This window comes from Lachnobacterium bovis DSM 14045 (assembly GCF_900107245.1).
GTDB classification, from domain to species: Bacteria; Bacillota; Clostridia; order Lachnospirales; family Lachnospiraceae; genus Roseburia; species Roseburia bovis.
Genome location: NZ_FNPG01000037.1, coordinates 4,116 through 12,484, shown reverse-complemented (window position 1 = coordinate 12,484; position 8,369 = coordinate 4,116). Strand labels below are relative to the sequence as shown.

7 protein-coding genes are annotated in these 8,369 nt (G+C 30.0%); all 7 read left to right on the top strand.

Features of this window, described 5'->3' with window-relative positions; genetic code table 11:
• Nucleotides 1–406: 406 nt before the first annotated feature.
• From BLV79_RS11755 to cas2, 7 genes are read left to right on the top strand one after another with little or no spacing between them, the layout of a single operon-like run.
• On the top strand, nt 407–2,800 hold the full coding sequence (locus BLV79_RS11755) for a CRISPR-associated helicase/endonuclease Cas3 (RefSeq protein WP_074719174.1): 2,394 nt from the start codon (nt 407–409) through the stop codon (nt 2,798–2,800).
• A gap of 1 nt (nt 2,801) precedes the next feature.
• Complete coding sequence (gene cas5c, locus BLV79_RS11750) at nt 2,802–3,530, top strand: type I-C CRISPR-associated protein Cas5c (RefSeq protein WP_074719172.1); 729 nt, start codon at nt 2,802–2,804, stop codon at nt 3,528–3,530.
• Nucleotides 3,531–5,330: a type I-C CRISPR-associated protein Cas8c/Csd1 gene (cas8c, locus tag BLV79_RS11745; protein ID WP_074719170.1), complete on the top strand. Its 1,800-nt coding sequence runs from the start codon at nt 3,531–3,533 to the stop codon at nt 5,328–5,330.
• 11 nt (nt 5,331–5,341) lie between these two features.
• Entirely contained in the window at nt 5,342–6,187 is an 846-nt protein-coding gene (gene cas7c / locus BLV79_RS11740; protein ID WP_074719168.1) for a type I-C CRISPR-associated protein Cas7/Csd2, read from the top strand.
• Complete coding sequence (gene cas4 / locus BLV79_RS11735) at nt 6,177–6,833, top strand: CRISPR-associated protein Cas4 (protein WP_074719166.1); 657 nt, start codon at nt 6,177–6,179, stop codon at nt 6,831–6,833. The genes cas7c and cas4 overlap by 11 nt, the downstream gene beginning before the upstream one ends.
• A 1-nt stretch (nt 6,834) precedes the next feature.
• On the top strand, nt 6,835–7,866 hold the full coding sequence (cas1c, locus tag BLV79_RS11730; RefSeq protein ID WP_074719164.1) for a type I-C CRISPR-associated endonuclease Cas1c: 1,032 nt from the start codon (nt 6,835–6,837) through the stop codon (nt 7,864–7,866).
• 3 nt (nt 7,867–7,869) lie between these two features.
• On the top strand, nt 7,870–8,160 hold the full coding sequence (gene cas2, locus BLV79_RS11725; protein WP_074719162.1) for a CRISPR-associated endonuclease Cas2: 291 nt from the start codon (nt 7,870–7,872) through the stop codon (nt 8,158–8,160).
• Nucleotides 8,161–8,369 lie beyond the last annotated feature (209 nt).

The following is an 8,369-nucleotide window of genomic DNA, read 5'->3' as shown; positions in this document are numbered from 1 at the left end:
TATTAAAAATGCACCTCATCCCACCCGATGAAGTGCATTTGATGCCAGACTTATTTTTTGAAAAGTAACTAAAAGACTTAAATGCAGGTAGTAATCGATTTGTCAATAGGTGTTATTAGACGGGTCGCGTTTACTTTTGCATAAGAATTAGCCAGCCGTCTGTTTGCTATGCAATTTTCAATATACCCACTGTCTGGAATAAGCTAATTATAGCACCTTTTCAGAAAGAAGGTAGCCTAAAAAAGTCGAATTTGATGTCAAAAATCGATTTTGTGTAATCAGACGATATTTCAGTTGGGTTTTAGTTTTTCATTCAAGGAACAGTAAATTAACCCTAGAATGAAAAATTAAAAATGCATAAAAATAAATAGTACAGAATTAAATTCATAGAGAAAGAGGTGAAAACATGGAAGAATATATAGCTCATATAAGAGAAGATGGAACAAAACAATTTGTAAAGGAACATTGTGAAAATGTTTCAGTATATGCAAGTGAAAATTTATCATCATTAAATCTGTCTTCAGTAGGTAAACTGATTGGTTTATTACATGATGCGGGTAAGATGAAAGAAGAATTTAATAGATATATTATTGCCGCTTATGAAGGTAAGAATACTAGAAGAGGTTCTGTAAATCATACCTTTGCAGGTGTAAGAATCATTTTTGAATTGTTGGAACAGTTAGAATCGAATATTAAAAGTAGAATAAGTACCGAAATTATGGCTTACGCAATTGGCGCACATCATGGTCAATTTGATTGCCTCGACTTATCAGGAAATGATGGGTTTGAACATAGGTTGGATGAAAATAACTTAATAGGTTATGAAGAGGCAAAAAAGGAATTTTTTAAGAATGTTATTGATGAAGAAGAATTAAAAGAAACTTATAAAAAAGCTTGTAATGAGATATCAGATTTTTTAGATTTGTTCCAAAAATTAGATATAAAGTCTGATGGCAAATGTAAAGTATTCTTTTGCTTGATAGGTAACTTCGTAAGGTTGATACAATCAGCATTAATAGATGCGGATAGAAGAGATACAGCAGAATTTATGGATAATAGTAAGCAGAACGATTTATTAATAGATATGGAATCGTTTTGGGAGAAACAGGTGATACATTTTGAAAATGAAATTTCGAAATTTGATAATGTATCAAAAATAAATAAAGCTAGAATGCAAATGTCGGATGAATGTTATAAGGCTTCAAAATTACCATGTGGAATATATAGAGTAAATATGCCTACAGGTGCTGGAAAGACATTAAGTACATTAAGATATGCTTTATCACATGCAAAGACATTTTCAAAAAAAAGAATAATATATGTTTTTCCATTGTTAACTATTCTTGAACAGAATGCGGAGGTTATAAAAAAATATATTAGTGATTCAGAAATGATTTTAGAACATCATTCAAATGTTGTTGACATTAACAATAAATATGATGAATTAAATATAAAAGAATTGTTACTTGAAAATTGGAAGTCACCAATTATAATTACAACACTCGTGCAATTGTTAGAAACTTTCTTTTCAGGAAAAACTTCCAGTATACGACGATTTTCATCTTTAGCCGATTCGATAATAGTAATAGATGAAGTACAATCTGTACCAACTAAGATGTTAGCGTTGTTTAATCAGATGATTACTTTTTTGAGTGAATATTGTAATACAACTATTGTCTTATGTTCGGCTACACAACCTGAATTAGAAAGTGACAGTATAAAGTTTCCAATTAAAGTTGATGTTAAAGATATAGTTAAATATGATAAAAATTTATGGAATGTATTTAAGAGAACTAATGTAGAATTCCTTGGATCGAGTACTTTAAGTAAGGTGCCCGATAAATTATTAGATATCATTAGTAAAAATAAGAGTGTTTTAATTATTTGTAATAAGAAAAGTGAGAGTGAGTTTATATATAATGAACTTTCCAGAATAGTTAAGTGTTATCATATATCAGCTTCTATGTGTGTTAATCATAGAAAAAAGATATTTGAAAAAATAAAAAATGGTCTAAGTCATAATGATACTCCAATTGTTTGTATATCAACTCAAGTCATGGAAGCAGGTGTAGATTTATCTTTTTCATGTGTTGTTAGGTTTATGGCGGGAATAGATAGTGTTGTACAAGCAGCAGGTAGATGTAATAGAAATGGTGAATATTCGGAAATAAAAAATGTTTATATGATAAATTGTACAGATGAAAACTTACAGATGTTAAGTGAAATAAAAAAAGGTAAAGATTCAACCGAAAAATTGTTGTATAAATATCAAAAAAATCCTGAATTATATAAAAAAGATATAACTTCGGATCAAGCGATAAAAGATTATTACAATATTTTTTATCAAGAGATATCAAACAAGGCAAATTATACAGAGTATTATCTTAAAAGCAAAAAGCGTAGTATTTTTAGTATGCTTTCAGATAATATTGAATCGCTAAATAGTAGTAATAACAAGCATTTATTGAAACAAGCCTTTAAAGAAGCAGGTCGTTCTTTTAAAGTTTTTGATGATGACACATTAAGTGTAATTGTACCGTATGGAAGAGGTAAAGAAATAATCAATGAAATGTGTAGTGACAAAGTAAAATTTGATTATACTTATTTGAATGAAGTAATAAGTAAAGCTAAAGAGTTCACGGTTACGTTATATCCGTACCAAGCAAAAAAACTATTAGATGAGAAAGCAATATATTTGCCACAGGAGGATTCGGATATTTTACTTTTGAAAAACGAGTACTACGATGACAATACAGGAGTTATTTTAGAAAATATAACATTAGATTATATGGAGGTGTAAAATGAAAACAGAACATTCAAACATTGTAGAATTTGAAATTACAGGGAAAAATGCATTATTTTCGGATCCAATAATGAGAGTTGGTGGAGAAAAGTGTAGTTATCAAATTCCAACATATGAGGCAATAAAAGGAATATTGGCATCTGTTTATTGGAAACCAACAATAATATGGTTTATAGATGAAGTTAGAATAATGAATCATATTTCCATGGAAACAAAAGGAATAAGACCTATAAAGATGAATGGAGGAAATGATTTATCCTATTATACATATTTAAAAAATGTTAGATATCAAGTAAGGGCACATTTTGAATGGAATGATAACAGACCAGAATTGGAAATGGATAGAAATGAAAACAAACATCATAATATAGCAAAACGTATGATAAAAAAAGGTGGAAGAAGGGATATATTCCTTGGAACAAGAGAGTGTCAAGGGTATGTCGAACCATGTACATTTGGTAGTGGTAAAGGTGCATATGATGCAATAGATGAAATCTCTTTTGGAGAGATGTATCATGGCATTACATATCCAGATGAAGCTTATGATGAGCTGACTAAAAATAAAATTACAATTAATTTTTGGCGTCCATCTATGAAAAATGGAATTATTAATTTTTGCCGGCCAGAAGAATGTTCAAGCCATAAAACAGTTCGAGATGCTGAAATGAAAATATTTGAAAATAAAAAGAATTTTATAGGAATAGAAGAATTTAAGGAGGTGGATTAATTGGGATTATTACAACAAGCAATGGTAACATATGATTTTTTGAAAAGTGTTTCGGAAAAAAATGAAGAAGAACCATTATGTCCAATAGCCCATATAATTACAAAAGCAGATATTGAAGTTAAAATTGATATAGATGGAAATTATATAGGGGCGTCTGAAGAAAAAGCCAAAGTGATTATACCGGTTACGGAAAAATCATCTGGAAGAACTTCCAAACCAAATCCGCATGCGTTATGTGATCAAATAAAATATTTGGTTTCATATGATAAAAAAAGTACTGAAGCAAAAGAGTTATATATGAATCAACTCAAAGAGTGGATTGAATCTGATTATTCAGATAATAAAATTGTTGCCATATATAATTATGTAAAGAAAAATTCTTTATTGGTTGATTTAAAAAAAGATGAATTACTAAAGATGAAGTCGGATAAATCAATAGATGAAAAAATAATGATAGTGTGGAATGTCATTGGTTCAGAAGGTAAGACACAGGTCTATTATGATACAAGATTAATGGAGAAATATACTAAGTTTTATTTAGATAAAGTAAAAAAAAATAATGAAGACATTTGTTATGTGACAGGAAAAAAAGAACCTTTAGCTTCACAACATTTGAAAGGAATTTTTTCATTGAATGGTAATGCTAAATTGATATCAGCTAATGATACAACAAATTTTACATTCAAAGGTAGATTTTTGGAACAAGAACAAGCAATAGGAATTAGTTACACAGCATCACAAAAAGCACATAACGCGTTAAAGTGGTTGATAACTAATCAAGGAGTTATCATAGGAGGACGTTGTTTTTTAGGGTGGAGTCCAGAAGGTGAGATTATTCCAAAGTGTATGGATCCATTTATGGCGGCTATGTATGATAATAGCGAAAATCCGGAAATAGTTAAGTTGTCAGATTATAGAGATGAATTATTGAAAGCTGTGTTAAGTTATAAATCAAACTTAAAAAATAAAGTTAATTCAAAAGTTGTTATTGCTGTTTTTGATGCGGCTACAACGGGTAGACTAGCATTAGTAAATTACAATGAAATATTGATAGATGATTATTTAGAAAAACTCAGAAAATGGGATGAATACTGTAGTTGGTATGGTTATAAAAGTACAAACATAGAGTCACCATCTATTTTAATGATCACGAAATATGCATTTGGTGTAGAACGTGATAAATCGGGAAAAGGGAAAGTGGAAATATCAGATGGGATAAGCAAGCAAACAGTGGATAGATTGCTACAGTGTAGATTAAATGAGGAATTATTTCCTAGAGATATAAAAAATAATATAGTAAATAATGCATCTAAGCTTTATTTATACGGAACCAATACTAGAAGAAAATTGTTAAATATAACTTGTGCAGTTATTAGAAAATTTCATTATGATTACATGAAGGAGGATTTTGCAATGGAATTAGAACAGGAAAGGAAAGATATTAGTTATCAATTTGGAAGACTGTTAGCTGTTTATGAAAAGATAGAAAAAGACGCTTTAGGCAGTAATGAAGAGAATCAAAGAGAAACTAACGCAATGCGTATGCAATCAGTGTATTGTAAAAAGCCTATGCACTACGCTAACGAACTAGAAAAGCAGATGCAGAGAGCATATTTTACAAGGTTAAATCCTGGTAAAGTTGTTTATTATAAAAAAATGATTGGACAAATTCTGAGTGAAATTAATAATTTTCCTGAGAGTGAATGGAATAAAAGTTTAAAAGATTCGTATTTGATGGGATATTATTTACAGAGAAGATCATTATATACAAAAAAAGATAACGAAAACATGGAAAAATAGGAGGAAAAAACATGAGTAATTTTAATAAAAAAATCGATTTTGTATCAATTGTAACAGTAAAAAATGCAAATCCTAATGGAGATCCATTAAATGGAAATAGACCACGTACAGATTATGATGGTTTAGGAGAAATTTCAGATGTATGTATAAAAAGAAAAATAAGAAATAGAATGATTGATTTAGGGAAACCAGTTTTTGTTCAATCTGAAGAAAAGAAAGTAGATGAGTATAAGAGTTTAAGTGATAGAGCGCAGGGGTATTTAAAAGGAATTAAGGATAGAAACGAATATGAAAAGAAGGCTTGCGAAACATGGTTAGATGTAAGAAGCTTTGGACAGGTATTTGCGTTTAAGTCAAAAGATTCTTCTGGAGTATCAGTAGGAGTGAGAGGCCCAGTGTCAATTCATCAAGCAGAATCTGTATCACCTGTTGAAATAGAATCTATGCAAATAACAAAGAGTGTTAATAGTGAAACAAAAGATGGAAAAAGTTCAGATACTATGGGTATGAAACATTATGTTAAATTTGGTGTTTATATCATAAAAGGATCTATAAATGTGCAATTAGCGGAGAAAACAGGTTTTACAGAAGATGATGCATTAACAATTAAAGAATGTTTAAGAACTTTATTCATTAATGATTCGTCATCAGCTAGACCAGACGGTTCAATGGAAGTTAATAAGATATATTGGATGGAACATAGTTGTAAAGACGGAGATTATTCATCTAAGAAAGTTCATGATTGTGTTAAAGTGACTTTAAAAGATGATATTGATATTCCAAAATCATTTGATGATTACAATATTGAAGTAACTGAACTACCAAATGTAAAATTGGAGATAGTAGATGGAATTTAATGAGGATGATTTTTTACAATTATCAGGTATTCAGCATTATGTATTTTGTAGGAGACAATGGGCATTAATTCATATTGAAAATCAATGGGCTGAGAATGAAAGAACTGTTGATGGGCAGTTCTTTCATAAAAAAGCTCATGATGGATTGAGCGTGGAAAAAAGAGGAGACATTATTGTAAGTAGAGGATTATATATTCATTCAAGAAGTCTTGGATTTTCTGGACAATGTGATATAGTTGAATTTCATAGAAATGATAATGGTGTAACAATACATGGTTATGATGGGAAATGGATTCCTTATCCAATTGAATATAAAAGAGGAAAGAAAAAATATACTATTGAAGATATTTCACAAGTGTGTGCTCAAGCTATATGTCTTGAGGAAATGTATTGTTGTGAAATAAAAGAAGGTGCAATTTTTTATGGAGAAAATCGAAGACGCCAGGTTATAGAATTTGATGATAATATACGAAATGAGGTCAAAAAAATTGCAAAAGAAATGCATGATGTTTTTTCAAGAGGATATACACCTAAAGTAAAATACACAAAGAAGTGTGATATGTGCTCTTTGAAAGAAAACTGTTTACCTGAATTAAATAATAAAGAATCAGTTGAATCGTATATGAAAAGGATGGTACAAGAGTAAAATGAGAAAACTACTAAACGTATTATATGTAACTTCAGAAAATGCTTATGCAATGTTGGATGGAGAAAATGTTGTTATAAAAGAAAAAGATAATACTCTTGGCAGATTTCCACTTCATATTCTAGAAGGTATATATATATTTTCATATGCTGGAGCATCACCAGCATTGATTGGTAAATGTGTAGAAAAAAATATTGATATGGTATTTTGTACACCACGCGGATACTTTTTGGCAAGACCAACTGGAAGAACGCAGGGAAATGTTTTGTTAAGAAGAGAGCAGTATAAAATAGCCGATATGGAAAAACTAAAAACTGAGATTAGTAAAAATTTTATTTTAGGTAAAATTGTAAATGAGAAAAATGTGTTAAGTAGAATGATTAGAGATCATGAAAATAGAATTAATAAAACAGATTTTGAAGATGCTATTACGATTCTTAAAAATATGATTGATGAAGTTCAAAGGGCAGATAATGTAGAATCAATTAGAGGATACGAAGGAGTAGCTGCAAGCGCATATTTCTCAAGATTTAATGATATGATATTGAGAAATGAAGAAGATTTTGCATTTAATGGTAGAAATAGAAGACCCCCATTGGACAATATAAATGCACTATTATCATTTGTATATATGATGCTAACAAGTATGTGTTGTTCTGCACTAGAAACAGTAGGGTTAGATCCTTTTGTCGGATTTATGCATACTGATCGAGCAGGGAGAAAATCGTTGGCATTAGATTTAATTGAAGAATTAAGACCATGTTTAGCAGATCGTTTTGTATTGAGTTTGATTAACAATGGTGTAGTAAATGGTAATATGTTTGAAAAACAAGATAGCGGAGCTGTCATAATCAGTGAAAACGGTAGAAAAAAAATACAACAAGCTTGGCAAAATAAAAAGCAAGAAAAAATAACACATCCTTATTTGAAGGAGAAAATAGAATGGGGTGTATTACCATATGCTCAAGCTATGCTGCTGGCAAGATTTGTAAGAGGTGATTTAGAGGGATATCCTGCTTTTATTTGGAGGTAAAATATGTTAGTATTAGTTACATATGATGTAAATACAGAAACCGAAGCTGGGAAAGCCAGATTACGTAAAATAGCAAAACAATGCGTAAATTACGGACAAAGAGTTCAGAATTCTGTTTTTGAATGTATGCTTGATCCAACTCAATATAGGTTATTAAAAGGAATTTTATCTGAAATAATGAGTGAAAATGATAGTATACGATTGTATAATCTTGGAGATAAAGCATCTGCACGTATAGAAACGTTAGGTAAATCTAAAAGTTATAATCCTGTAGATGATTTTTTATCTATTTAAGTCTAGGCGAACCATGAGTAAACATATTTTTTCTAGTAGGTTCGCACACCCAAAAATAAATATTGGTATTTTATAGTTTAGAATTTTGGATAAAATACTATTTGTAAAATAAAAATTTAGTGCAATATGTACTATGTGTGAGTGTTTTCACATTGAAAAATTAGTACTATTTGCGGTCGGGCCTCGCAGGAGGCCTGTGGATTGAAATA

Bases quoted from the DNA above. Each gene is read 5' to 3' on its own strand.
- BLV79_RS11755 (WP_074719174.1), top strand. From the start codon at position 407: ATGGAAGAATATATAGCTCATATAAGAGAAGATGGAACAAAACAATTT.
- cas5c (WP_074719172.1), top strand. From the start codon at position 2,802: ATGAAAACAGAACATTCAAACATTGTAGAATTTGAAATTACAGGGAAA.
- cas7c (WP_074719168.1), top strand. From the start codon at position 5,342: ATGAGTAATTTTAATAAAAAAATCGATTTTGTATCAATTGTAACAGTA.
- cas4 (WP_074719166.1), top strand. From the start codon at position 6,177: ATGGAATTTAATGAGGATGATTTTTTACAATTATCAGGTATTCAGCAT.
- cas1c (WP_074719164.1), top strand. From the start codon at position 6,835: ATGAGAAAACTACTAAACGTATTATATGTAACTTCAGAAAATGCTTAT.
- cas2 (WP_074719162.1), top strand. From the start codon at position 7,870: ATGTTAGTATTAGTTACATATGATGTAAATACAGAAACCGAAGCTGGG.